The sequence below is a fragment of the Chloroflexota bacterium genome, from assembly GCA_014360825.1.
In the GTDB taxonomy this organism is placed as follows: domain Bacteria; phylum Chloroflexota; class Anaerolineae; order UBA2200; family JACIWT01; genus JACIWT01.
In genome coordinates, this window is sequence record JACIWT010000006.1 from 95,662 (window position 1) to 118,948 (window position 23,287).

Consider the following 23,287-nt stretch of genomic DNA (forward strand, 5'->3'; position numbering starts at 1 on the left):
CCTACCTATCCAGATAAAGCATAGCCGAGGGCGTGCCCCGGCTATGGAATTCTCTGACCAAGTCGCTGGCCTAGATCTCATCTCGTCCCGCATAGTAGCGTCCCAGGCTGGTGTCCAGGGCCACATTATTCAGAACAACGCCAAGCAAATTGGCGTTGACCTTCTCTAATCGGCTTTTCGCGACTCTCACATTGTCACGTCTCGTCTGGCCAGCACTGACGACAAGCAGAACGCCGTCGACTTTGGTGGCTAGCACTGTCGCGTCGGCGACGGCCATCACCGGTGGGGCATCGAGTAAGAGCATGTCCGCATCGGCCAACAAGACTTGGATGACCTCGTCCATGCGCCGTGAGCCGAGCAGGTCAGACGGACTCGGTGGCAGTGCGCCGCTCGCCAGAAGACGCAGACCATTCACACCGGTTTCCTGGAGCGGTGGATTTTTCATGGCCACTGCATCTACCATCATGGTCGTGAGACCGCGTTCATTGCTCAAACCGAATAGTTTATGCAATACCGGGCGGCGCAAGTCGCAATCCACGAGAATCACTCGCTTCTCTGCCTGAGCCAAGGTCACCGCCAAGTTACCTAAAGTAGTGGACTTACCCTCGCCTGGCCCGGCCGATGTAACCAACAAAGTACGGAGTTCCTTGTCCAAACTAGCGAACTGGAGGTTCGTCCGCAGAGCGCGATAAGCCTCGCTCACAGGAGAACGGGGATCAGAGATAGTAACCAGCAGATCTGTGCGCAAATCCTGGGTCCTCATAGATATGTCTCCTCGCTTTGTGCCTGCTGTCCGGCCTTTGCCAGAGGCCACCAACGCCGGCGGCGGGTTTGAGGCCGTCGTTCTGGCATGCTCGCTGTTGGAATGGCACCCAGAACCGTAACCCCCAAGTAGCGTTCCACCTCTCGCGCGCTGTGGATAATATCCGCCTGGAGCCACTCCAACACGAAGATCACTACGAAACCCAATATCAAGCCGAAAACCGCCCCGGCAAGCGTATTGATTTTGGTCTTGGGCTTGTGAAGCACGCCGGGCAGGGCGCTGTCGCGGATAGAAACATCCACTCGATCACTTTTGTCCTGATCCAGCATATAGATGCGGATATTCTCCACAAAGACCTCGGCAGTGGTCTGGGCCAGTTGTTGCGCGATAAGTGGATCCTCATCATCTACGTCAATCTGGATCAAGAAGTCGGATTCAATGGGGCTAACTGTCATCTTCTTGCGCAGTTCGCCGGGGGTAAGGTCTATGTTGAGTCGCCGGATGACCTCTGCCGCGGTCTTATCTGAATCGATCTGTCCGCGATAGTTGCGCAAGAGATTCTTAATAGTCTGCTGCAAGCCCCAATCCAGCCGTGCTGGAATAACGTTTAATTGGATGGTAGAACGATAGATGGGAACCTGCATCTTACTGAACACGTAGGCGCTAACGGAAGTGATGCATGCCAACAAAATGAGAATCCACGCACGCCTGACCAGAATATTCCAATACTCTCTTAGTTCCACTTAGACCTCCTCAATAATTGTAGCATAGGATGCGGATGTGGCAAAGCAGGCGATCCACCCTCAAGGCAACCGCTGCCGCACCCAACGTCGCCACCCCTTTTGCCTCAGCGGTGGCACCTCCGCGATCACCCGCAACCCCAACGCCTCGACTTCGCCCACACCACGAACGCTCTCGTCTAAGTAATCCATGGTGAAAGCCAATACCAAACCTGCAACCAATCCCAGAAACAGACGGACGGGCAAATCCAACTTCTGTCGCAATCCCATGCCCACTTTGTTCACCATCGGCGGATCAATCAGACTGGCAACAACACCCTCTGTCCCCAATTGAGCAAAATGCCGTTGCGCTTCAGACGGCAGGATAGCGGCGGCCGCTTCGGCTATTTTCAACAGCGTTTCTGGATCACTACCGGAGACATTCACTGTTAAGACGCGGTGCAACTTACCTGCGTAGGTGGAAGCCTGAATCGAGCCAGGAGTGATATTCCCACCCATCTGTGTGCTCACCGCTTCAGCGAAGGCTCGGCTTTTGACCAGTTCTGCCAGATCATCTACTAAGTACTCAGCAGTCAACCAAGTATAGTATTTATCATAATGGTAGTTGTCGCCTGTGCGCGGTTCAGGCTCGACGCCAACCAAGAAACGCATGGAGGCCGAATACGTCGGGGTTATTTGTGGGCGCAGGAGCACACTGGCTACTAGGACCACAATGAAAAGCAGAACAATAACCCAGAGTCGCCTGTAAACAATGCGTGCATATTCTCTAAGTTCCACTTGTATATCCTCCTCGCGCTATAGGCGACACACAGCGAGCGGCATAGCGCGATTCCACGAATTCTCGAAAACGCTGTTGGAAAACACTCACATCGAAATTCTCAGCATTGCGACGGATCTCGATGGGGTTGTAGCGCGTCTCATCAAATGAAGCCACCGCTTCTGCCAGTGCATCGGCGGTTTGGGGATAAAAGAACGTGCCAGTCACCCCCGACTGGACTGTCTCCAGCGCACCACCCCCAGCGTAGGCGATCACTGGCCGTCCAGCCGCCTGGGCTTCCAACGGCGCGATTCCGAAATCTTCTTCACCTGGGAAGATGAAAGCGCGACAGCGAGCCAAGTATTCGCTTGTTTCTCGGTCGCTGACCCTACCTAGGAAACGGATGTTGGGCTGCGCTATACGCTCTAATGCGGCACGATCACGCCCATCACCGATGACCACCAGGGGCAAGCCAAGACGATTGAATGCCTCCACGGCTAGATCAATCCTCTTGTAGGGCACCAGCCGGGAAATGATCAGAAAGTAGTCTCCCCGCTCTTCAGAAGGTTTGAAACGCGCCGTCTCAACAGGTGGGTAAATAACTTGTGAGGGCCGGCGATAGTACTTTGCAATTCGTCGTGCCACCTCCTCGGAGATGGCAACAAACTCATCCACCCGGTCAGCGGCAAGACGGTCCCACTGACGTAATCCCCGCAACACAAACGGTAATAACAGTTTCAACGCCCTCGCGATGCCCTCTCGCTGCACGTAATTCTCGTAATCCCACAAAAAACGCGCTGGTGTCAGGCAATAGCAGATATGCAATGACTGAGGGGTGGTGACCACACCATGAGCGAAAGCACTGGTAACGCTGAGGATGAGATCGTACGCGCTCAGATCGAAGGCTTCGAATGCCAGGGGATAGAGTGGCAGGAAAAGGCGGTGATACCGATGGATGAATGGGAAGTGATCCAGTGCTGAGACGTGTATCTCCCACGAACGATAGGATTCCGGCAACGCGTCGGGCCAGAAGATAGAGGTATAGATTGGAGCATCAGGATATAGAGACTTTATTGCTTCCAACACCCTCTCTGCGCCACCATATTGATTCAGCCATGAGCAGACAATCGCTACGCGCATGTATCACTTATGTACCTCATAGAAACTACTCTACTATAAATTAGTGCTTTCGCCAAAAGGAAAAGCCTCAAGGATTCATTTGCCCACGCAAAAATCGGAGAAAATGCTCTCCAGTAGGTCTTCCGTTACAGTCTGGCCAGTTATCTCGCCTAGGGCGTTGATAGCCGCTCGCAAGTCAATGGTCACAAAGTCAGCAGCCAATCCGCGTCGGTGTGAATTTAGCGCTGCACGTACCCCGGCCAGTGCCCGGCTCAATGCTTCTTTGTGTCTGGTGTTGCCCACCACCAGCCCTTCTGCTGGCAGAACCCGCCCAGCAAAAATCAGATCCAGGATTGCGTCCTCCAACACAGAAAGGCCCTCGCCAGTCAACGCGGAAATGTGCACTCGCCGCAACCCTGGCAGAAACTCGGTGGGGACAGCGATTTGCGGCAGATCCATCTTGTTGACGACCAAGAGAGCAGCTCGGTTCCCCACCGCGCTGGCAATCTCCCAGTCGCTATCTCTCAGCGGTTCGCTGCCATCTACCACCAAAAGAATCAAATCTGCCTCTTCCAAAGCACGGCGGCTACGCTCGACCCCTAATTGCTCCACCAATCCCCTGACATCCCCGATGCCTGCGGTATCAATCAGCCAGAGGGGGACACCCCGCAGGTTCATCGTTTCTTCCACTGTATCCCGCGTGGTGCCTGGAATAGGCGTCACGATGGCGCGGTCCGCACGCAAGAGTGCATTGAGCAGGCTGGACTTGCCCACGTTCGGGCGACCCACTATCACCGTGCGTACCCCCTGGCGATAGAGGATGCCTTGGTTGGCGTCTGCCACGCCCTGCTCTAGCATCTCCACCGCCGCGATCAGCACGGGCTCAATGTCAAAAGGTTCGATCTCATCCTCTGGGAAATCCACTGTAGCCTCGAGGTAAGCCAATGCTTTCATAAGATTGGCCCGGATCGCTTGCACTTGACGGGAAAATCGGCCCTCGAGTTGATGGACTGCCAGGTGTAGACTAGTGGCGGTTTTCGCTCGCACGATATCGAGCACTGCCTCGGCTTGGGCTAGGTCAATGCGCCCATTCAGGAAAGCCCGCAGGGTGAACTCGCCAGGTTCCGCCAATCGGGCCCCGCCACGTAATACGAGTTCTAAGATGCGACGCAAAGCCACGATGCCGCCATGCCCATTGATTTCTACGATGTCCTGGCGAGTATACGTGCGGGGGGCCCGCATCAGGGTCACAAGCACCTCATCCACAACTTCGCGCTTTTCTGGGTCTATAATGTAACCGTAAGAGAGGCGATGGGAAACGGGCACGGAATCACCGTTACCGCGGGCAGGTCGGAAGAGGGGAGCTACAATTGGCCAGGCATCGGGACCACTCAGGCGCACGATCCCGATACCGCCTTCGCCTAGTGGCGTGGATATGGCCGCAATCGTGTCTTCCAGATTATACGTAGACATATGCCAAAAACCTTGGCAAGATAGCCGTGTCAAGTTTGGGGTTATCAAGATTCGTCTGGAGGGTCAGTTGGCTGTTCACCAGGAACAGGCTGCCATTTGGGTACTGTCTCGATCCTCGCTGTAGAGCCATAGCGCACATTGACAACTGCCCAGAGCAGCACAACCGTCGCAATAAGCAGAATTACGGGAGGAATGCCAACACGGTCCGCCATGTTGCCAATGAAGAGCATAGGCGGGAGTGAGGCTGCACTGGTAGTCAAGAATTGCACGGCGATGACGCGGCCACGAAGTCTCGGCGGAGTGGATTCTTGCAGCGCAGTCTGCGCAGAGATCGCTGCCACCGTCATTGCGCTTCCCAGAAGTACAGAGAAGAGGGTGATTTGTTTGATGGTCGTCCCTGTAATAGGACCTAGCGCTGGACGTCCAGGCATTCCCCGCCCCCATACTACTAGTGCCAATGCTAGTATGGCCATACCACCGACGGCAAAACCCCCGTGGATCAACTTCTCTCTTGCGACGTGATGACCAAAACGACCCAAAAGAAAAGTGGATAACAGCATTCCTATCCCCGCTGGCAGGAAGATGTAGAGGGCATCGGATGGGGCCCTGCCTAACACGCGAGCGGCAAAACCTGGAGCTAAGGAGGCAACGCTTATCACCAAGAAGGAAACCAGGCCCAAGTGAGCGATAGCAATCCGCACCCGGGGTTGGGTTCTAATGAACGTCCAGCCCTCGCTTAGATCGCTCAGGATGCGATTCAGAGCAGTACGTTGATCTAGGTATTGCTCACGCCGTATTTCCCGAACCTGAATAAAAGCGATGAGCGTAGCAGTAATGAGATAACTGAGCGCGATAACCGCAAATGCGAAATCTACACCGCCCAGTTTCACCAGAAATGGGGCAAATAGGAGCATCCCAAACAACTGGGTGGTGGTAAAAAGCATATGGAACAGGGAATTCGCCATCAACAGGTAACGCCTTTCGACTAATAGGGAGGCAGTTGCCGATTCGGCGGGGTCCGACAACTGGCCAATAGTTGAAGCCACGAAAGTCAGGCCATACAGAGCCAGCATAAGCGGACCTCCAACAAGGGCGTGGCGAATTGGAATAAAGGAAGCGATCAATATAACGCGCGAAAAGGCGCAGGCGAGAAGAATAGTCTTCTTGGAAAAACGGTCAATTAGCACACCCGAAATGGTACTGAAGAGAAGGGGTGGCAAACTAAACGCCACGATCATTAGACTCATCTGAGTGCTGGAAGCCGTGATTTCCTCGATCAGCACCATTTGCACGAAGTACGTTGCGTTTTGAGCCGTTTGAGAGAATATCTGCGAAATCCACAACAAAGCGAAACTGCGATTGTGCAGAAGGACCTCAAAGCCGCGCTCTCTTGGTTCGTCTTTTCCCTTGTTATGTACAATCATTCCGTCGCTGCTTGTGAGACCATGGTCTTCAGCCGCCGCTCGAAGTTCCGGCGAGTCAGGAGCACGCGGCGACCACAGGTTAGACATTTGAGGCCAATGTCCGCGCCTACACGCACTACGCGCCACTCATATCCACCACATGGATGTGGCTTTCGCAGGCGCACGATATCATTCACATTGACTTCAACTACCATCTCGCTTCCCTTTCTGCAACTCAGGATTATAGCGCAGATCAGCGGCTCGGGCAAAGATTTCTCAGCCGTCCAGAATTGTAGTATAATTGTGCGGTAGAAAAAGCAGCCCAAAGGAGAACAATTTGAGTCTGTTTCATTTTGCTGGTATTGGCTTGGGCCTTCTTATTGCCATTACAGTCCATGAGTTTCTTCACGCTTGGATGGCGAATTATCTCGGCGACCCCACACCAAGGTACTTGGGGCGGGTGTCTCTGAACCCTATTGTGCATCTCGACCCTCTGGGCACGATGATGATGGTCTTCACTGCGATAACCGGTTTTGGGCTTGGTTGGGGCAAACCTGTTCCTGTGAATCCCTACAATCTCCGGCCCAACCGGCGGACAGGCATGGCGCTGGTGGCACTTTCCGGACCACTGGCCAACCTCATCACGGCTTCGGCACTCGCCATCCCCATCCGTTTGAGTATGACTATGCCCACCGCGCTTGGCCTGATCCTCTATCTGGTCGTTTTCACAAATATTGGCATCGCGGTATTCAATTTGATCCCCCTACCACCGTTGGATGGCTACAGCGTCCTGCAGGGCATCTTAGCCAGTATTCGTGCTCCCTGGGCCTATGCCTGGGCTAGCACTCTCAGCGATTTAGAAAGCCGTGGCCCAATGCTCCTGCTTTTGCTTATCATGGTGGACCAGCTATTACCAGTGGGCCTCTTTCGAACATTTATGAGCCCCATAGTGGGGTTCTTTGCGCGTCTTATCCTTGGATAAGGTATTGGCGGGGTTGGCTTTTCTACATCGCGTTCGGCGGTTCTTTGAGAATTTGCGTACCAGCCGAAAACTTGTGGATGACCCACGGATTGATCGCTACCTGAGCCCTGCTGAACGGACCCTTTTCACAGGGATGCCCGTTCCTGATCAACATCATGCTTTGAAAGTGCTTTCTGTGTTGGAACGCGCAGGACATCAAGAAATGGCGCTTGCGCGTGCGGCTTTGTTACACGATATAGGAAAGACGAGGGCGGGGATTCGCCTCTGGCATCGGGTACTAGTTGTACTGCTGCAATCTTTCGCCCCGGGTATATTAATGTGGCTGGCTGGCGATGGGCGTCCAGGTTGGCGCTATCCCTGGTTTGCTCTTGTGCATCATGCCGCCCGTGGAGCAGCACTGCTCGAAGGAACCGGCAGCGATCCCGAAACCATATTTCTGGTCCGAGAGCATCAAACGCCCCTTGCTCAGGTAAACGCACAGCCTGAAGCCAAAGCACTTCTGGTTGCCCTGCAAGCGGCAGATGGAACAAATTGAGTTAGTCGCCGATAATTCGGCAACTGTGTAGGAGACAGAAAATATGGCACCTTTCCGCATCGCGATTGTAGGTTTAGGAGCAATCGGCACTTCTATTGGTCTGGCACTCAAGCAAGCGAGCACAGACATCGAGATCATCGGGCATGACAAGGATCATACCAGGGCAGGGGCAGCTGCAAAGCGCGGCGCCGTGAACCGTGCCGATTGGAATCTGATCAGTGCTTGTGAGGATGCTGAGGTAATCATTTTGGCAATGCCCGTGTCGGGCATTGCCGATACACTAAAGGCGCTTGCCCCCTATCTCACAGAGCGCAACATTGTCACGGACACGGCATCGGTGAAATCGCCGGTGATGGCTTGGGCAGCAGAACACTTGCCACCTGCAGTCTCATTTGTAGGCGGAAACCCCATCATACGGCGGGTCGCCCATGGCCAAGAGGACGCCGACCCAAATTTGTTTGTGAACGCCGTATACTGCCTCACGCCCGCTCCATCTGCCACACCCCAGGCCTTGGAGACCGTGGCAGACTTGGTAACAGCACTGGGCGCAAAGCCATATTTCTTGGACGCAGCCGAACACGATGGCCTCATTGCCGCTGTAGGATATTTACCTTTCATTCTCGCGGCTATACTGATGCTCCGAGTCGAGACCAGTGCAAGCCATCGCGAATTGATTCGACTGAGCGGAGTGGCTTTCGAGAGCGCGATCGATGCACTGGGCGGCGACATCAGTGAAAAGCGAGATCTTTGCCTGTTGGGCAAGAGCAATATTGCTCGTTGGCTAGATGCCTACATGGAATCGTTGCGAGATTTCCGCGAATTGCTTGACCGAGCGGACGGAGAGGCTCTTGAAACCACTTTCAAAACAGCCTCTGAGGCGCGCCAGAAATGGCTAACAGGTAGCGATGAAGGTGGTATTGCTACAGATTACAGTGAGTTCAGTCTGAGGCAAATGCTCCTGGGTAGTGCTTTTCGCCCTCCAAAGTCAAGGAAGTAAAACCTTTGACGCGTCAAGGACGAGTAGATCCAGCATTGGAGAAAGGAACACCCACACCCGGCACCTATCATATTCTTATGATTGCACCCACCTCGTTCTTCGCCGACTATGGGTGCCACGTGCGCATCCTGGAAGAAATCCTGGTGCTCCAGAAAATGGGCAACCGCATCACTCTCTGCACCTACCACAATGGCCAAGACGTAGATGGGCTGGACATTCGGCGCACAGCCAGCATTCCCTGGCGAAAACATTATGAAGTGGGGTCTTCACGGCATAAAATCGCCTTCGATGGGCTATTGGGGCTGACAACGCTAGCCACCGCCCTGCGCACTCACCCGGATATCATACATGCTCACTTGCATGAGGGAGCATTAATTGGTTTCCCCATCAGCCGGTTGCGTGGCGTCCCGCTCGTTTTTGATTTCCAGGGCAGTCTAACAGGCGAGATGATTGATCACCGCTTCCTCAATCCCAATGGGGCATTTTATCGGCCTATGCGCCGGTTGGAGGAGTGGATTGATCATCTTCCCGACGCCATTCTGACCAGTTCACAGCACGCCACAAATCTGCTAATCAGCGAGTTCAATTGTACTCCAGAAAACATCTCCATCATACCCGATTGCGTGAATCCTGATACTTTCACCCCGCAACAAAGTCCGAAGCGATTGCAGGTTCTGCGTGCAGCATGGTCTATCCCAACGCACCGCAAAACCGTAGTGTATCTCGGACTGTTGGCCCATTACCAAGGCACTGATCTGCTGTTAGAAGCAGCAGCAATACTACGACGCGAGCGAGATGATGTGCATTTTCTGATCATGGGCTATCCGGCGGTGGATCAATACCAGGCTAAGGCAAGGCGGCTGGGCTTAGACAGCCACGTCACTTTCACGGGCAAGATACCCTACAGCGAAGCGCCGCAGTACCTGGCCTTGGGCGACGTAGCAGTAGCCCCGAAAATGTCGGCCACCGAAGGAAGCGGCAAGATTTTGAACTACATGGCTATGGCATTGCCCACAGTGGCCTTCGACGTGCCAGTCAGTCGGGAGTATTTGGCTGACTTGGGACTGTACGCCCAACCGGGTGACGCCGCTTCTCTGGCCGAGCGCATCTGCTACGCCTTGGATCATGAAGAGGAAGCCAAGGAGATAGGGTGTAGGCTTCGCCAGCGAGCCATCGAGCACTACTCCTGGGATCGGGCTGGCAAAGAGATCATGGAAATATATCATCTGGTCAGAGCACGCTGAAAGACCTCCATCAATAGACCCGCGAAAGAGGAAAAGTTGTCACGGCGTGCGGGTAGTGGGGCGAAACTGATGGCACTGATATTGGGATTCACATTGTTAAATATGCCCCTCTCCATTTCAAAACCAAAGGGCGCTCACGGCAGGGCTTTTGCGCCTATTTCGCCGACAGGGACGGTGTCCCCCACCGCGACTGTGACTCACACGCCCACCGTCACAGCTACGCCATCCTTTACTCCTACCGCGACAGGCAGTGTAACAGAGACACCAATTCCGAGCAGGACGCCAAGCGGGACGAGCACGCTTCCGGCATCACCCACCGCTACCCATTCGCCCACCCAAACCGCCACGCCATCTTTCACTCCCACCGCGACGGCCAATGGGACCAAGATTCTAACCCCGAGCATAACGCCCAGTGCGACGAACACGCCTTCTCCGTCCTCCACGACGTGTACCGGCACGAGCACGCCAACCTCATCACCGACACCTGATAGCAGTGCATCGGCTACAGTGCAACCCACGAGGTCCCAGACACCGACCGTCTCTGCAACTCCTTCGGTCACCGTCCAAACAACACCAACGCCTACGTGTCCGCCAGTTCTCATTAGCCATGCTGACTATGTAGATTTCGGGAGTGCCTGGGTGGGCAGCGAAGTAACTAGGGTCGTGGCGTTAAGTTTAATCTGGGAAGGTGGCACTAGTGCCCCACCAGGCTGCCCTGAATTCCACATACTCGCGATGTCCATCAGTGGTGACAATAGTTTCCTCTTCTCCAATATGCCCGTGCTACCCCTGCCCCTACCCTGGGGCTCATCGGTGCTCATTTCCATCACTTTTCACCCCCGGGAAGTGCGCACGTTAGAAGGGGTGCTGGCTCTGCAGACCGATCTCATCAGTGCTCCAAGCACCTCTATCTCGTTACGCGGCCGGGGTATGGCGCGTGTGCATCTACCCATCTTGTTCCGATACGCACACGCAGTGTCTTTTCAACCTACTACAAGGAGGAACCGTGATACATCCTACGGCGGAGGTCTCGCCAGAAGCGCAAATTGGCCCTGACACCAAAATTTGGAACCAAGCACAAGTGCGGGAGAGGGCTCGGATTGGGGCCAATTGCATCATCGGCAAAGATGTGTATATTGATGCCGGCGTAGTTATTGGCGACAAGGTAAAAATTCAAAACAGTGTCTCTATCTACCACGGGGTAAGTATCGAAGACGGTGTGTTCATCGGCCCACATGCTTGCTTGCTTAATGACAGGTTGCCCCGGGCCATTACGCCAGAAGGCAGGTTGAAAACAGAGTCCGATTGGACCGTAACCCCGACGACGGTGCATTATGGGGCCTCTATTGGCGCAGGCGCCATTATCCTACCGGGTATTCACATCGGACGTTTTGCTATGGTCGGCGCTGGCGCTGTCGTTACTAAGGATGTCCCAGAGCGCGGTTTAGTGATAGGCAACCCTGCCCGGCTGGTGGGCTACGTTTGTGATTGCGGCGCTCGGCTCCAGAAAATGAGGGCTAAGCGAGATGCTCTGAGCATGCAGTGTCCAATCTGTGGTCGGGAATACGACGTAGTACCTTGAAAAGACAACGACGAGGAACGCAAACATGGCGATTGAGTTTGGCACCGATGGATGGCGAGCAGTAATCAGCGATGAGTTCACCTTCGAGAACGTGCGCCGCGTGGCCTGGGCCATTGGCGATTACTTGGATGAAAAATATGGGATAAATAACGCCAGCGTTGTGGTCGGTTTCGACACCCGCTTCCTTTCCGACCGCTATGCTATCGAGATGTCTCGCCTACTATCGGCCCGCGGCTTTTCGGTACACCTGAGTGAATCGGACTGCCCGACACCCGCTTTGACTTATGCCATTCTCGACAAAAAGGCTACCGCGGGCATCATGATCACTGCCAGTCACAATCCGCCGCGTTACAACGGCATCAAACTCAAGGCGCACCATGGTGGCTCAGTGCTGCCCGAGGAGGCACATCGAGTAGAGCATTTCATTTCCCACCCGGCTACGGACACGGCTAAATACAAAGCATTGTGGGCCTCGGAGCCGGGCGTTCTAACGCCAGAGGACCACGTCGAGCGCTTCAATCCGATGCCCTCTTATCTGATCCACGTGCGCTCACTTATAGATGCGACTGTCATCTCCCGTCGCAGACCGCGGGTAGTTGTGGACTCAATGTACGGCGCAGGACGAGGTTATATACGCCGGTATTTGGAAGAGATAGGCTGTGAAGTACAAGAAATACACGCGGAGATGAATCCTGGCTTTGGCGGCATTCACCCCGAACCCATTGAGCGCAACTTGCGCGCGCTGATCGAGACAGTGCGTGTCGGCGGCTATGACCTGGGCGTGGCAACCGATGGTGATGCCGATCGTATTGGAGCGGTGGATGAAAACGGACGTTTTGTGGACCCGCACTGTATCATCAGTTTGGTCTTGCGACACCTAGTGGAAAAGCGCGGCTGGCGCGGATCGGTCGTGAAGACCGTTTCTACTACGCAAATGGTCAGTCGGTTAGCGGCTCGGTATGGGTTGCCCTTACACGAAACGCCAGTCGGATTCAGACACATTAGCGAGATCATGCAAAGAGAAAACGTGCTCATCGCTGGTGAAGAGAGTGGTGGCATTACCATTCAGCACCATATACCAGAAGGTGACGGCATTTTGATGGGGCTTTTGCTTGCAGAAATCCTGGCGTATGAAAAGAAGCCATTGAGTGCTATCATCCAAGACCTCATGAGAGAGACAGGATTCTTCTATTATCGCCGCCAAGACGTGAAGACTCGGGCTTTTGATAGAGTTTCGCTAGTAGCGCAATTGACAGCGAATGCCCCAGTAGAATTGGCTGGGCATCGGATAGTGCAAGTGGATAAGCGGGATGGCATCAAATATCTACTCGACGACGAAAGTTGGCTTTTGATCCGGCCATCTGGCACTGAGCCTTTGCTACGCATCTACGCCGAAGCCCGCAGCCCAGAGATAGTGGAAGCACTTTTGGCCACAGGGGCACAATTGGCCAATAGAAGCATGGCTTAAAGTTATTGAAATTGGGTGTGTAAGTGCCATTCTTTGGTGTTACAATGGTAAGAGACGGGGCACAAATAGTTCAGTGCGCGGAAATCTGCAAGGGTATATAGGATGCCTAAGTTCACTCACCTGCATGTGCATAGCGAATTTTCTTTGCTCGACGGCCTTGCGCGGTTAGAGGACTTGGTCACCCGCACCAAAGAGTTGGGCATGGACTCCTTGGCCATCACAGATCACGGGGTAATGTATGCTGTCGTTGCCTTCCAACGCATGGCCCGAGCCCACGGCATCAAGCCCATTTTCGGTATTGAGATGTACATTGCACCGCGCCGCATGACTCAGAAAGAAGCCCATAAAGATGCGAACCCCTATCACCTCGTCCTGCTCGCCAAGAACCAAACAGGGTACAAAAACCTCCTAATCCTTTCGAGCCACGCCCATCTATATGGTTTCTACTACAAGCCTCGCGTGGATAAAGAGCTATTAAGCGAACACTGCGAAGGTCTAATTGCTCTCTCAGCCTGCGGCTCAGGTGAAGTTCCCCGGCTCGTTGCAGAAGGCCAAATGGATCAGGCGCGAAAGGCCGCTGCCTGGTATCGGGATACGTTTGGGCTGAACAACTTTTTCCTGGAACTACAGAGCCATGTCGGAGTACCAGAACTCCAAAAGATCAACTCTGGCCTCGTTAGCCTGGCCAGCGAACTGGGCATTGGCTTGGTGGCCACCAATGATGTGCATTATGTGCGCCCCGAAGATGCAGCCGCTCATGACCTCTTGCTATGTATTCAGACAAACACCACTGTAAACGATCCCAAGCGATTGCGTATGGAAGGTGGAGATTACTACCTCAAGAGCGCCGCAGAGATGGCTGCGCTCTTTCCCGACCTACCTGAGGCACTGGAGAACACAATTCGTATTGCGGAGAGTTGCAACGTCCAGATTGAGACTGGTGTTCACCACCTACCCTTGTTCGATGTGCCAGAGGGGCACACTCCACAGAGTTACCTGCGCATGCTTTGCGAAGAGGGATTGAAACGGCGCTTTGCCCTGATTACACCCGAGTTGCGAGCCCGCCTGGACTATGAATTGGATGTTATCCACAACATGGGCTTCGATACATACTTCCTCATCGTGTGGGATCTCGTGCGTTTCGCCCGCAGCCGAGATATCTGGTGCAATGTGCGCGGCTCCGGGGTGAGTTCCATCGTCTCTTACTGCCTGGGTATAACAAATCTGAACCCGTTATCGAACAAACTCGTCTTCGAGCGGTTCCTGAATCCTGGCCGAATTACAATGCCTGATATTGACCTGGATTTCCCCGACGACCGCAGGCAGGAAATGATAGATTACGCGGTCCAGAAATACGGTCAGGAGCAAGTGGCCCAGATCATCACTTTCGGGACATTGGGTGCACGGGCGGCTATCCGTGATGTGGGTCGCACACTTGGTATGCCCCCGGGTGAGGTTGATCAAATCGCCAAACTCGTTCCCTCCGGCCCCAAAAAGAAAATTAAAGATGGCCTGGACACTGTCGCCGAACTCAAGCAAATGTACGAAACGGTCGATTATGTCCGAGATCTCATTGACAAAGCCCAGAGTCTGGAAGGCATTGCACGGCACGCCTCAACTCACGCCGCGGGCGTGGTCATCGCGGATAAGCCACTAATTGAATACGTGCCCTTACAGCGCGCCGTGCGGGGCGATGAAGTGGTCGCCCAGTTTCCGATGGAGGACCTGGAAGAAATAGGTCTACTCAAGATCGATTTCCTAGGTCTTTCCACACTGACCATTATGCGACGGGCTGTGGACTTGATTGCGCAACGGCACAACGTGAATCTGACTCTAGAGTCCATCCCTCTGGACGACCCTGCTATCTTCGATCTGCTCTCCTCTGGTGATGTAACGGGCGTCTTCCAGGTTGAGGGCGGCGGAATGCGTAAGACTTTGCGCGAGTTGAGACCCAGCAATTTTGAGGACGTAGTGGCTTTGCTGTCTCTATACCGGCCCGGCCCCATGCAATTTATCCCGCAGTTCATCGCTCGAAAATATGGGCAGGAGAAGATTTCCTATCGCCACCCCAGCCTGGAGTCCATCTTAGCAGAAACCTACGGCATCATTGTGTATCAGGAACAGATCATTCGTATCGCTACCGACATTGCCGGGTACACGGCTTCTGAAGCGGACCTGATGCGCCGTGCTGTGGGCAAGAAGAAAGAGAAGGAACTGCGAAGGCTGCGCAACACTTTTGTTAAAGGAGCAGTGTCTAGAGGCATCTCGAAGGACATCGCTGATCAGATATTCTCTGACATCGAATTTTTCGCCAACTACGGTTTTAACAAGGCCCACAGCGCAGCATACGCTGTGATCACCTGTCAGACCGCATACCTGCGTGCCAAGTACCCTATAGAGTACATGACGGCTTTACTTTCAGTGGAGTGCGGAAACACCGAGAAGGTGGGCATGCTCGTTGCGGAGTGCCGCCGCATGGGCATTGAAGTGCTGCCACCCGATGTCAACCGTAGTCAGATGGATTTCACCATTGAAGAAATACCGACGCCGGACAAGCAGCAAACTACCTCAGCCATCCGCTTCGGGCTGAAGGCCATCAAGAATGTGGGCGAAGGGGCGGTTGAGGCGATCCTAAAAGCCCGAACAATGGGGCCATTTGAGGACCTTGATGATTTCTGCCGCCGTGTAGATCTACGAGTGGTCAACAGGAGGGGTCTTGAGTTCCTGATCAAAAGCGGAGCAATGGACTCTTTTGGACCACGAAGTCAACTGTTAGCCTTAGTAGAGCGAATGATGAATATCAGCCAAAGTGTTCACGAGGCGCGGGAGGCCGGCCAGTTGAGTTTTGTGGACATTGGGTTGGTGCAGAGGAACGCTGCTTCCATCACGGCCGTTCCTGTGAAGGCGTCACCTATCTCGCAGAAACAATTCCTTGCTTGGGAGAAAGACCTGCTAGGAACTTACATATCAGAGCACCCCCTGCAGTATCTAATACGCAACCCGGTATCAGGTCTTACTTCTCTTGATGAAATAGACGTTTCGATGAAGGGCCACTTAGTCAAGGTGGGCGGAGTGATCACCCGGGCCCGCACCATTCCCACGAAACGCGGCAAGCCAATGTCATTTGTGCAAATCGAAGATGGACGCGGGTCTATAGAAGTAGTAGTGTTTTCTGGGGAACACGAGAAATTCAAAGATATGCTGCAGGAAGACAATCTGGTGCTCATAACCGGTGTTGTAGATGATCGCAACGACCAGGCAACCCTCATCTGCAAATCCGTGCAGATGTATCCTACCATGCGTCAGGAGAGCGAGTCCGTGGGATCGCAACCCTGCTGGATACACGTTTTTCTCAAATGCTCGGATGATCCACAACAGGACATATCTCAAATGCGCCAGATTTATCAACTTCTGCTAGATGAAAACGGAACGGATCGGTTTTCCCTACACCTGATGCAAGGCCCGCGAAATGTGCAATTAGACTTTCCAAACGCGAAGACCCATTTCACGCCGGAGTTGGCAGCCACGCTGACCAACATACTTGGACCGGATGCAGTGAAAGTGGAACGGATCTGACAATCTGCGACGTGCTCGCCCCGCCTGGGACAACAATACGTTCCTTAGTCGCGCAAGTGTTTTCCAAAATCGTTTTCTTCTTTTCTGCGTAGCCGTTTTTTGGCCTAAACTTTTGCAATTCAGGGAAATCCCGTTACAATATTAAAAACTCCTAGAGGATTTTGATGCTGTTTGGGACAGACCGGGCGGCGCCAATGCATTTGGGCGTACTGGAAAGGGGTTGGTTGCATGATTACATTGACTTTTGATATTATGATCAGAACGATCCGCCAAATCAGTCAGTTTCTCGGGCTCATTATAGTTATGATTGCATTTGTGGAGGCGGTTCTGTACCTGCTCTTCAATCGTCGCCCGAAGAGGCTCCTCGTTGGTATTCTCATGCTCCTGCTGACTATTGGTGTGATGTATGTATTTGTGCGCGTACTATGGCCGATGGCCACACCAACGAAAACGGTCAAGGTCGCAATTGGTTTGGCGTCGGTAGCGGCTTTGGCAGTGGCTTACTGGTTCCTGAGCGAGCCTCGGGTTAGTCGAGTGGGTATAGCGTACATGCTACTGGCTCCAGCGCTGATCGGGATTTCGCTCTTGATCATCTGGCCATTTATATTCAATATTTGGCTTGCCTTCACAGACATGTCCATGAGAACGGCCCAAAACCCGACCTTTGGGCTGCAGCAAGGGATTGCCAATTTCAGGAATGTTTTCACTGGTACCGTCGCCCGAAACGCCACTTTTTGGCAAGTGTTGTGGCGCACCGTCTTGTGGACAGTTGTCAATGTGGTCTTTCACGTAGCGGGTGGCATGGCGTTGGCTTTGCTGATGAACCGCCCGATGCGCTTAAAGGGCTTATATCGCACGCTCTTAGTCTTTCCGTGGGCCATTCCACAAACCATTGCTGCTATGTCACTCCGCAACGAATTCAACTTTTACTACGGCTTTTTTAATGTCATGTTAAGAACAGTGGGTCTGAAACCAATTGGCTGGCTCCAAGACCCTCAATGGGCCTTTGTGGCCGTCTGTCTGGCCAATATCTGGCTGGGAATACCTTTTATGATGGTGATTTTCCTAGGAGGCTTGCAGAGTATCTCGCACGAATACTACGAGGCGGCGGAAATTGATGGAGCATCCGACGTGCAGCAATTCTGGAACATCACCCTGCCGCTCATGCGCCCCGTGATGACGCCAGCGATCATTCTAGGTACGGTGTGGACGTTCAATAACTTGAATGTTATCTATCTTATCACACAGGGGGGACCGCAGGAGAGAACGGATATCCTGGTCACTTCGCTGTACAAGGCTGCTTTCTCTTTCTACCGCTACGGTTTCGCTGCAGCATTTGCGTTGGTGATCTTCGCTTTCCTGTTCACATTCGCGATTATCTATTTGCGGGCCACGGGTGGGCTGAAAACAGTCTACGAATAGTTACCGGATAGGAGGCTGTCGAGATGTCTTTATCTCAAGTGATTCTATGCCTCGTTGGCATTCTATTGGCGATCAATTTCAACTTCGCGACTGTCTATACCCTGATGAAAATTTTCCGAGGCACTCCGCGGTACATCTGGGTTTACCTCGGCATTATTGCGGTGATAGCGCTCACAGCACCCCAGGCTTATAGCGCTGTGGGAGCCGCCAAACTACCGTTACTGAGTGAAGCGGGGTTGGCGGTATTCGCCGACGCTCTGTTTCAGAGAGTGCTCTCCTTACTCCCCAGGCTGGCAGCCGTGACCGCCGCTTTTGCCGTGGATGTAGTGCTCCTACAGGGTGTGCTCGCCATCATTCACCGTAGCCCAACCTTGCACAAATTCTTTTTCGGCACGCGTGGCGACAGCATTTACAAGCGCCTTAACATCCACTTGACGCTGATTTTTTCCTGCCTGATCGCCGTCTACCCGGTATTGCGTATCTTCACTATTTCCCTGCGGCCGGGAGATCGACTTCTCTCCACTGATCTTGCGATTATCCCTAAAGATGCCACATTGGACAGTTACCGCGAAGTGCTCTTCGGTAATCCAGAAAAGCGACGGGCTTCCGATTTCTTCCTCTGGTTATGGAACAGCCTGGCTATCACGGTGACCACGGCCATCATCGGCGTGATACTTTCGGCGACGGCCGGATATGCATTCTCACGGTTTAGGTTCCCAGGTCGCGCACCTGGGCTTATTTTCCTGCTCACCACGCAGATGATACCGGCAGGCATGCTACTGTTACCACTATACATCATGCTCACAAGACTGAACCTTATCAATACCTATCTGGGATTGGTCATTGCCTACTCCGTGACCGCAGTACCCTTCAGCATTTGGATCCTGAAAGGTTACTACGACACGATTCCAATTGACCTGGAGGAGGCGGCACGTGTTGATGGTTGCAATGTACTGGGGGCATTCTATCGTATTATATTGCCGCTCTCCACGCCCGCCTTAGCGATCGTATTCCTGTTTAACTTTATGAGTTCTTGGAGCGAGTACATGGTAGCCCGCGTGGTGTTGCAAAAGGGCCCTATGTACACTTGGCCTTTGGGGCTGTGGACTTACGCTGGGCAGTACACTTTAGCCGCCGGCCGTTTCGCTGCCGCTTCCATATTAGTGGCAGTCCCAGCCATGGCCCTATTCTTATACTCATCCAAGTGGCTCATCACTGGTCTAACACTAGGCAGCGTGAAGGGTTGAAATCTGCACAAACAAGAGGCAATTTCCTAGATGAGTTGGCTGAAAGTGCGTCACTGAGTGAGGGCATAAGAGAACCCGGTCGTTCTCTTATGCCCTTCGTTTTGAGCAGGTAATCGCTAAGAAGGAGATGCAAATGTCCCACAAAGCCAGTTGGCTGCGCGGTGTATTCCCTGCGCTGGTCACCCCATTCACCAAAGAGGACGAGAGAATTGATGAGGAGGCGTTGCGCAACCTAGTGCGCCATGTTCTGCCTCACGTGGATGGCCTGGTTCCAGCGGGTACGACGGGCGAGTTCGTCTATCTGTCACCCGAGGAACATCGCCGTGTAGTAGAGATCGTGATAGACGAAGCGGCCGGGCGCGTGCCTGTCATCGCTGGCACAGGTGCCGCCTCCACTCGCCAGGCTATCACATTGGCGCAGATGGCGCAAGAGGTAGGGGCCAAGGCATGCCTGGTCGTCGCTCCTTATTTCCTGCACCCTTCTGACAAGGGCATCTATCAACACTTCTACGAGGTGGCGAAGGCGGTGGATTTGCCCCTCATATTGTATAACATACCCCAGACGGTAGATGCCTACCTGCCTCGTGAAGTTATCGAAGATCTAGCCGATATCCCCAACATCATTGGCCTAAAGGACTCCTCTGGCAATCTCACCTACACGATGGAGGTGCTGGAGATGACCAACGGGCGCATTGATGTCTTGATCGGTCACGATGAGGTAGTGTTGCCCGCGTTAGCGGGTGGTTGCTCGGGGATGATCCTCGCCAGCGCGCAAGTATACCCGGAGATATGGCAAGAGATTTACGCAGCCGTGCAGAGGGGCGACCTGGAAACAGCAAGTGAGCGACAGAGAAGTGTGCAGAAACTATCACGAATTTTCTGCCGCTATGGAGGTGGGGTCGCAGTGAAAGCCGCGCTAAACATGATGGGCGTCAAAGTAGGCGTGGCGCGGAGGCCACTGCGGGAGGGCGGCGTGCTTATCAACGAGGTGAAGGGCGAAATCCTGTTAGAACTAGAAAAACTGGGCAAGGTAACGCCCAAAGAGATTGTTTTTAAACCACCATCCGGTCCACTGGATGAACGGTTCACAGAACTGGGTCTCTCAGCGGCAACGCTCAAAGAAGCAAGGGCGCACGTAGCCACCGCGCGGGCAGGAGAGGGCGTCGAAGGCGTGCAATTAGATTTGGTCGCTGGACCAGTGAATGGCCCGGTGGGTGAGGCGTATGCCCTGCAACTCACCTACCCCCGTCATCGCTATGAGGCGCTGACCACCATCTTGGAGCCCAATTTGACCATCCGCCCAGCGACCCTCGTCGTGCCCACCACCGAACTAAAGAATCTGCGCCAGGCCAATATGGTTTACGGGCCCACCCAGGCTGCCATTGCTCGTGCCATCGCTGACGCCTTAGAAAGAGACATCATCCCCGAGAGCGCCATGACTGATACCGTGATGATGGTTTTGACAAGCATTCACCCCCAAGCATTGGATCGGCATACGCTTTACCAAAACGTATACCGTGCGATGAACGAGGCAATTGATAAAGCATTTACAGGAAGGTGAGGTCGAAAATGGAACGCAAATGCAATGTCGAGAAGAACGCTGCCCGTTGCACCTGCACTTATGAACCATGCAGCCGCAAGGGCATCTGTTGTGAGTGCATTTCCTATCACCAAAGCATGGGTGAGTTGCCCGGTTGTCTCTTTCCACCAGAGGCTGAGCGCACTTATGACCGCTCGATCGCCCACTTTATCCGCGTGATGCAGGGGAGAAGATAATGTCAGGGAAGCCAGATTGGTTTAAGGGTATTTTCCCGGCATTGGTTACACCTTTTACTGCTGCCGGGGAGTTAGATGAAGGGGCATTGCGCCGGCTTATTCGCTATGTCTTGCCCCATGTAAATGGTTTGGTACCAGCCGGAACAACAGGCGAGTTTGTTTACCTGACCGTCGAAGAACGGCTGCGCGTCATCCAAATCACAGTGGAGGAAGCAGGTAACAAGGTACCAGTAGTAGCAGGGACCGGGGCCACGACGACGGCTGAGACCGTTGCGCTCACGGCCGCGGCGAAGGAAATGGGCGCTACGGCAGCGCTGGTGGTCGCTCCCTACTACCTCAAACCCTCTTTCAACGAAATCTACGAGCATTATGAAGCGGTCAGCAAAGTGGGTCTGCCCATTATCCTCTACAATATCCCGCAATGTGCAGGGACACATTTTCGCTGGTGGACGGCGGAAGGCATGGCGTATCTGGACAATGTAGTGGGTATCAAAGATTCCAGTGGCGATATGCCTTTCCTAGAGGCGCTTTTTGAGAAGGTGAAGGGACGCAGAGGCATCTTCTGTGGCCACGATGAGATTGTCACTGCTGCTTTGGCTGCGGGAGCCGATGGGGCTATCCTGGCCAGTGCCAATCTGATACCCGATATCTGGCAGGATATCTATCAGAGCGTGCAACGCGGAGATATAGTGCGAGCCCAAGAATTGCAGGCGAAGATACAAAAACTCGTGCGCATCGTGGCGAATAATGGTCCCACCCAGGCGGTGAAAGAGGGTTTGCGAGCCATGGGACTGGAGGTGGGGGATTCACGCCATCCCATCATGCCAGGTGGGGCCTTTCGCCGAGAGGATTACGAGGAATTGCGCATTCAACTCGAGGATTTGGGCAAGATCCCACTGCGTGAAACACGATATCTCATCGGCGATAAGGTGATCGTGACACGGATTCCTGCTATTCCGTCCACACCGCAAACCGTGGAAGATTTCACTATGAAGGTGGGTGAGGGGTTTGCCGGGCCACCATTCTATGAACTGGCCCACGTGGACTTGCTCATCGGTGTGAACAACGGCCCGGTGGGGCGGGCCATTGACCAAGCTTTGGGCACACCACGTCCGGGCCACGAGTTGACGATCGTGACGCCGCGCCCACGCACGTTATTGGTCCCGACAGTCACTATTCGCACCGAACGTCAGGCCATGCAGGTGTATCAGGACGCGGCAGAGGGCATACGCCTGGCGATTGAGGCCGAGATCAAAAGCGGGTTTCTGCCAGAGGCGGCATTGGATGATCTGTCGCTCATTGCCAACGTCTTCGTCCACCCAGCAGCAGCCAACCGGACGCGTATCAAATTCAATAATTACAAAGCCATGCGCGCCGCTATCCGCAAGGCCATCGAGGGTCGACCCACGCTGGCCGAGATGCTGACAGAAAAAGCGGCGGCACGTCATCCATTCCGCTATGCCCCATAACCCCAGACCCAATATGGAGACCGCAAATGTCTCAAGGAGGGAAGATGAGCCGTCGCAGTTTCATTAAAGGGGCTGCCCTGACAAGTTTGGCCGCAACTCTTTCAGCATGCATCTCCGACAAGATAGTTCCCACACCTACCATAGTACCAGAAGAGATTGCCCTGCCTACACCTCGCACCGAGGGGCCGATGTCCTTGGAGGAAACTCTTGCCAAAAGGCGGTCGGTGCGTCAGTTTACCACCCAGTCACTGACCTGGGACGAACTTTCACAACTGCTTTGGGCCACTCAAGGAGTCACGGATCCAAGGGGATTCCGGACTGCTCCCTCGGCCGGCGCACTTTACCCGCTGGAAGTCTATTTGGCCACCCCCGAAGCGGCATACCGTTATATACCACAGGGGCATCGAGTAGTCCTCCAGATACAAGGGGACCATCGCATTGCCTTGTGGCACGCCGGACTTCAGCAGGAGGCGTTACGAGAGGCACCAGTGATCTTCGTGCTGGCTGCGGTATACGGGCGAACAGAGCGCAAATATGGCGGACGGGCAGCACGTTATGTACAATTAGAGGCTGGCCACGCGGCGCAAAACCTGCTGTTGCAAGCCGTTGCCCTGGGTCTGGGCGCAGTGCCTATCGGGGCTTTCGCGGATGAAGAGATTCAGATCGCACTCGCACTACCTGCTGACCACAAGCCTCTATATCTCATCCCGGTAGGTTACCCGAGGGTATAGCCA

21 protein-coding genes are annotated in these 23,287 nt (G+C 53.9%); 13 read left to right on the forward strand and 8 right to left on the reverse strand.

Annotation, left to right across the window (positions count from 1 at the left end):
- Positions 1 to 70: 70 nt before the first annotated feature.
- The 7 genes from H5T64_05635 to H5T64_05665 all read right to left on the reverse strand — a co-directional run bounded on the left by H5T64_05635 (position 71) and on the right by H5T64_05665 (position 6,470).
- Entirely contained in the window at positions 71 to 763 is a 693-nt protein-coding gene (locus tag H5T64_05635; protein MBC7263827.1) for a CpsD/CapB family tyrosine-protein kinase, read from the reverse strand.
- Positions 760 to 1,506: a hypothetical protein gene (locus H5T64_05640; GenBank protein MBC7263828.1), complete on the reverse strand. Its 747-nt coding sequence runs from the start codon at positions 1,504 to 1,506 to the stop codon at positions 760 to 762. The genes H5T64_05635 and H5T64_05640 overlap by 4 nt, the downstream gene beginning before the upstream one ends.
- A 60-nt stretch (positions 1,507 to 1,566) precedes the next feature.
- Complete coding sequence (locus tag H5T64_05645; protein ID MBC7263829.1) at positions 1,567 to 2,280, reverse strand: hypothetical protein; 714 nt, start codon at positions 2,278 to 2,280, stop codon at positions 1,567 to 1,569.
- Complete coding sequence (locus H5T64_05650) at positions 2,270 to 3,400, reverse strand: glycosyltransferase (protein ID MBC7263830.1); 1,131 nt, start codon at positions 3,398 to 3,400, stop codon at positions 2,270 to 2,272. Before H5T64_05650 ends, H5T64_05645 begins: the two co-directional genes overlap by 11 nt.
- 75 nt (positions 3,401 to 3,475) lie before the next feature.
- A complete protein-coding gene (mnmE, locus tag H5T64_05655; GenBank protein MBC7263831.1) occupies positions 3,476 to 4,852 on the reverse strand; it encodes a tRNA uridine-5-carboxymethylaminomethyl(34) synthesis GTPase MnmE in 1,377 nt (458 codons plus the stop codon).
- A 44-nt stretch (positions 4,853 to 4,896) separates the two neighbouring features.
- On the reverse strand, positions 4,897 to 6,276 hold the full coding sequence (locus H5T64_05660) for an MFS transporter (GenBank protein ID MBC7263832.1): 1,380 nt from the start codon (positions 6,274 to 6,276) through the stop codon (positions 4,897 to 4,899).
- On the reverse strand, positions 6,273 to 6,470 hold the full coding sequence (locus tag H5T64_05665; protein ID MBC7263833.1) for a DUF951 domain-containing protein: 198 nt from the start codon (positions 6,468 to 6,470) through the stop codon (positions 6,273 to 6,275). The genes H5T64_05660 and H5T64_05665 overlap by 4 nt, the downstream gene beginning before the upstream one ends.
- Positions 6,471 to 6,592: 122 nt before the next feature.
- Between H5T64_05665 and H5T64_05670 the strand changes: the two genes are divergently transcribed.
- From H5T64_05670 to H5T64_05685, 4 genes are all read left to right on the forward strand, one after another.
- Entirely contained in the window at positions 6,593 to 7,237 is a 645-nt protein-coding gene (locus H5T64_05670) for a site-2 protease family protein (GenBank protein MBC7263834.1), read from the forward strand.
- Positions 7,215 to 7,772 carry a hypothetical protein gene (locus H5T64_05675; GenBank protein MBC7263835.1) on the forward strand — a complete coding sequence of 186 codons (558 nt, stop codon included), beginning with the start codon at positions 7,215 to 7,217 and terminating at the stop codon, positions 7,770 to 7,772. Before H5T64_05670 ends, H5T64_05675 begins: the two co-directional genes overlap by 23 nt.
- A gap of 43 nt (positions 7,773 to 7,815) precedes the next feature.
- Complete coding sequence (locus H5T64_05680) at positions 7,816 to 8,769, forward strand: prephenate dehydrogenase/arogenate dehydrogenase family protein (protein ID MBC7263836.1); 954 nt, start codon at positions 7,816 to 7,818, stop codon at positions 8,767 to 8,769.
- Positions 8,770 to 8,846: 77 nt separating this feature from the next.
- Positions 8,847 to 10,013 (forward strand): glycosyltransferase family 4 protein, encoded by a 1,167-nt coding sequence (locus tag H5T64_05685; GenBank protein MBC7263837.1) that lies wholly within the window; start codon positions 8,847 to 8,849, stop codon positions 10,011 to 10,013.
- 197 nt (positions 10,014 to 10,210) lie between these two features.
- Here the strand turns inward: H5T64_05685 and H5T64_05690 are convergent, their stop codons facing one another.
- On the reverse strand, positions 10,211 to 10,573 hold the full coding sequence (locus H5T64_05690) for a hypothetical protein (protein ID MBC7263838.1): 363 nt from the start codon (positions 10,571 to 10,573) through the stop codon (positions 10,211 to 10,213).
- A gap of 377 nt (positions 10,574 to 10,950) precedes the next feature.
- Between H5T64_05690 and H5T64_05695 the strand changes: the two genes are divergently transcribed.
- From H5T64_05695 to H5T64_05735, 9 genes are all read left to right on the forward strand, one after another.
- Positions 10,951 to 11,595 carry an N-acetyltransferase gene (locus tag H5T64_05695; protein ID MBC7263839.1) on the forward strand — a complete coding sequence of 215 codons (645 nt, stop codon included), beginning with the start codon at positions 10,951 to 10,953 and terminating at the stop codon, positions 11,593 to 11,595.
- Between the two features lie 25 nt (positions 11,596 to 11,620).
- A complete protein-coding gene (locus H5T64_05700; GenBank protein MBC7263840.1) occupies positions 11,621 to 13,063 on the forward strand; it encodes a phosphoglucomutase/phosphomannomutase family protein in 1,443 nt (480 codons plus the stop codon).
- Between the two features lie 102 nt (positions 13,064 to 13,165).
- Positions 13,166 to 16,639 (forward strand): DNA polymerase III subunit alpha, encoded by a 3,474-nt coding sequence (locus H5T64_05705; protein ID MBC7263841.1) that lies wholly within the window; start codon positions 13,166 to 13,168, stop codon positions 16,637 to 16,639.
- Positions 16,640 to 16,867: 228 nt separating this feature from the next.
- Complete coding sequence (locus H5T64_05710; protein MBC7263842.1) at positions 16,868 to 18,061, forward strand: sugar ABC transporter permease; 1,194 nt, start codon at positions 16,868 to 16,870, stop codon at positions 18,059 to 18,061.
- A 104-nt stretch (positions 18,062 to 18,165) separates the two neighbouring features.
- On the forward strand, positions 18,166 to 19,308 hold the full coding sequence (locus H5T64_05715; protein MBC7263843.1) for a sugar ABC transporter permease: 1,143 nt from the start codon (positions 18,166 to 18,168) through the stop codon (positions 19,306 to 19,308).
- 133 nt (positions 19,309 to 19,441) lie between these two features.
- On the forward strand, positions 19,442 to 20,869 hold the full coding sequence (dapA, locus tag H5T64_05720) for a 4-hydroxy-tetrahydrodipicolinate synthase (GenBank protein MBC7263844.1): 1,428 nt from the start codon (positions 19,442 to 19,444) through the stop codon (positions 20,867 to 20,869).
- 8 nt (positions 20,870 to 20,877) lie between these two features.
- On the forward strand, positions 20,878 to 21,084 hold the full coding sequence (locus H5T64_05725; GenBank protein MBC7263845.1) for a hypothetical protein: 207 nt from the start codon (positions 20,878 to 20,880) through the stop codon (positions 21,082 to 21,084).
- The gene (gene dapA, locus H5T64_05730; GenBank protein ID MBC7263846.1) at positions 21,084 to 22,553 is read left to right on the forward strand and encodes a 4-hydroxy-tetrahydrodipicolinate synthase; all 1,470 of its coding nucleotides are present in this window, start codon (positions 21,084 to 21,086) and stop codon (positions 22,551 to 22,553) included. Before H5T64_05725 ends, dapA (H5T64_05730) begins: the two co-directional genes overlap by 1 nt.
- Positions 22,554 to 22,597: 44 nt before the next feature.
- Positions 22,598 to 23,284 (forward strand): nitroreductase family protein, encoded by a 687-nt coding sequence (locus tag H5T64_05735; protein MBC7263847.1) that lies wholly within the window; start codon positions 22,598 to 22,600, stop codon positions 23,282 to 23,284.
- Positions 23,285 to 23,287: the final 3 nt, after the last annotated feature.

What these genes read in the sequence shown, in the direction of transcription:
- H5T64_05635 (MBC7263827.1), bottom strand. Translation starts at nt 763, where the DNA reads ATGAGGACCCAGGATTTGCGCACAGATCTGCTGGTTACTATCTCTGAT.
- H5T64_05650 (MBC7263830.1), bottom strand. Translation starts at nt 3,400, where the DNA reads ATGCGCGTAGCGATTGTCTGCTCATGGCTGAATCAATATGGTGGCGCA.
- mnmE (MBC7263831.1), bottom strand. Translation starts at nt 4,852, where the DNA reads ATGTCTACGTATAATCTGGAAGACACGATTGCGGCCATATCCACGCCA.
- H5T64_05660 (MBC7263832.1), bottom strand. Translation starts at nt 6,276, where the DNA reads ATGATTGTACATAACAAGGGAAAAGACGAACCAAGAGAGCGCGGCTTT.
- H5T64_05665 (MBC7263833.1), bottom strand. Translation starts at nt 6,470, where the DNA reads ATGGTAGTTGAAGTCAATGTGAATGATATCGTGCGCCTGCGAAAGCCA.
- H5T64_05680 (MBC7263836.1), top strand. Translation starts at nt 7,816, where the DNA reads ATGGCACCTTTCCGCATCGCGATTGTAGGTTTAGGAGCAATCGGCACT.
- H5T64_05685 (MBC7263837.1), top strand. Translation starts at nt 8,847, where the DNA reads ATGATTGCACCCACCTCGTTCTTCGCCGACTATGGGTGCCACGTGCGC.
- H5T64_05700 (MBC7263840.1), top strand. Translation starts at nt 11,621, where the DNA reads ATGGCGATTGAGTTTGGCACCGATGGATGGCGAGCAGTAATCAGCGAT.
- H5T64_05705 (MBC7263841.1), top strand. Translation starts at nt 13,166, where the DNA reads ATGCCTAAGTTCACTCACCTGCATGTGCATAGCGAATTTTCTTTGCTC.
- H5T64_05710 (MBC7263842.1), top strand. Translation starts at nt 16,868, where the DNA reads ATGATTACATTGACTTTTGATATTATGATCAGAACGATCCGCCAAATC.
- H5T64_05715 (MBC7263843.1), top strand. Translation starts at nt 18,166, where the DNA reads ATGAAAATTTTCCGAGGCACTCCGCGGTACATCTGGGTTTACCTCGGC.
- dapA (MBC7263844.1), top strand. Translation starts at nt 19,442, where the DNA reads ATGTCCCACAAAGCCAGTTGGCTGCGCGGTGTATTCCCTGCGCTGGTC.
- H5T64_05725 (MBC7263845.1), top strand. Translation starts at nt 20,878, where the DNA reads ATGGAACGCAAATGCAATGTCGAGAAGAACGCTGCCCGTTGCACCTGC.
- dapA (MBC7263846.1), top strand. Translation starts at nt 21,084, where the DNA reads ATGTCAGGGAAGCCAGATTGGTTTAAGGGTATTTTCCCGGCATTGGTT.
- H5T64_05735 (MBC7263847.1), top strand. Translation starts at nt 22,598, where the DNA reads ATGAGCCGTCGCAGTTTCATTAAAGGGGCTGCCCTGACAAGTTTGGCC.